At 38.1% G+C, this 1,557-nt stretch carries 3 protein-coding genes and 1 tRNA gene; 1 reads left to right on the forward strand and 3 read right to left on the reverse strand.

Annotated elements, in window-relative coordinates; genetic code table 11:
• The first annotated feature begins 10 nt into the window (after positions 1 to 10).
• Positions 11 to 83, forward strand: a tRNA-Phe gene (locus ACESK1_RS13345).
• Positions 84 to 245: 162 nt separating this feature from the next.
• Here the strand turns inward: ACESK1_RS13345 and ACESK1_RS13350 are convergent.
• The 3 genes from ACESK1_RS13350 to ACESK1_RS13360 form a co-directional block, all read right to left on the reverse strand.
• Positions 246 to 698 carry a DUF2141 domain-containing protein gene (locus ACESK1_RS13350; RefSeq protein ID WP_372920656.1) on the reverse strand — a complete coding sequence of 151 codons (453 nt, stop codon included), beginning with the start codon at positions 696 to 698 and terminating at the stop codon, positions 246 to 248.
• A complete protein-coding gene (locus ACESK1_RS13355) occupies positions 677 to 1,075 on the reverse strand; it encodes a hypothetical protein (RefSeq protein ID WP_372920657.1) in 399 nt (132 codons plus the stop codon). Before ACESK1_RS13355 ends, ACESK1_RS13350 begins: the two co-directional genes overlap by 22 nt.
• Positions 1,076 to 1,105: 30 nt before the next feature.
• On the reverse strand, positions 1,106 to 1,557 hold a 452-nt coding region (locus ACESK1_RS13360), incomplete at its 5' end, for an ABC transporter permease (protein ID WP_372920658.1).

The following is a 1,557-nucleotide window of genomic DNA, read 5'->3' on the forward strand; positions in this document are numbered from 1 at the left end:
ACAAGCAACTGGTGCCTTAGCTCAGTTGGTAGAGCAAAGGACTGAAAATCCTTGTGTCCCTGGTTCGATTCCTGGAGGCACCACCTCAGAAACCCCGACTTATAGTTGGGGTTTTTTGGTTTAAGGCGCTACCGGAGTGGGATTGAGAGGAAATCAATAGAAATTGGCTTGAATTAAAAAATTCAAAAGGTTACAAATCAGGGTGTAATTCCAGACAGGAGACAATCCAGAGATTTATATTTCCTCTACTTATAAATAATTTTTACTTCTGTTGAAAAATCCTCTTTTAGAACAAAACTGGCATTTTTAAAATTGGGACGATTCCTTAAACCAAGGTCCTTATAATTAGAATAACCGACTCCCTCTATAGGCAACAGAAATCTTTTATCGATCTTCCCATTTTCATTCTCGTCGTGAAGGATAAAGATGGCATACCTTGCTTTGGGAAGATTAGAAAAAGTTACCTGTGCAGATTCCGAATCAATTTCCGTCACTTTCTTCTTAAAATACTTTTCCAACTTTTGATCCGGCACTGTCCCATCCTTATTATAGATCGCAACTAAAACTTTTCCTTCAGAATTTCTCAGGCTCTTTACCTCTACTGAAAGAGAATAAGTTTCCTGACTAAATACCCCCGTCGAAAATAAAAGGATACAGCTGGCAATTAAGCCGAAAATTAGTTTTCTATGTTTTTCCATTTTTTTATTTTAAAATATGCAAGAATTGCAAATCCAGTAGTAATAATAAACCTCAAAACCAGCGCCCGAATAGTTTCCAGTTCATATGCACCACCAGAATCTATATGAAAAAGCAAACCTATAAAGGCTGCAAAAATCATAAGTGCAGCCAATCCCAGAACTTTCCAGGTCCACTTTTTATGCCTGAAAAAGCCAAAAAGTGCAAGGAGATAAATCAAGGCAGCGATGAAGTTCACCCACACTACAAACAGCACATAGTCACCTTGCGCTTCTCTTAACTCAAACCAATCGAAGATTATACTACTGCTTAGATATAGGGTAACCAGGGTAAAGACCAGAAAAAACCCAAGGGCAATATAATAAAATACCTTTTTCATCATGTTCTTAATTAATCCCGGGAACTATTCCTATTGTGTTTTACGATAACTCCATACAGCCAGGGCGTTCAGGACGACAGCAAAAAAGCTCATCACTCCAAATTGCCATAAAATATCTCCTAACCCCGACCCCTTAAGCATTACCATTCTAATCACTTCAACAAAATACCGTATAGGATTAAGCAGGGTGATCTTCTGCGCCCAGTCTGGCATGCTTTCAATAGGTGTAAATAATCCACTCATCAGGATAAATACCACCATAAAAAACCAGGCAATAAACATCGCTTGTTGCTGAGTATCGGTATAATTGGAGATAAAAAGGCCCATTCCAAGGATTACAAGAAGGTAAACTGCCGTAAACAAATAGATCAATCCAATATTCCCTACAAAAGGCACATTAAAGATCACCTTGGCGATAATAAGCCCCACAGTTAGAATTATCATTCCAAGCACCCAGAAAGGAAATAATTTCCCAATAATAA

Source organism: Salegentibacter sp. (assembly GCF_041642575.1).
In the GTDB taxonomy this organism is placed as follows: domain Bacteria; phylum Bacteroidota; class Bacteroidia; order Flavobacteriales; family Flavobacteriaceae; genus Salegentibacter.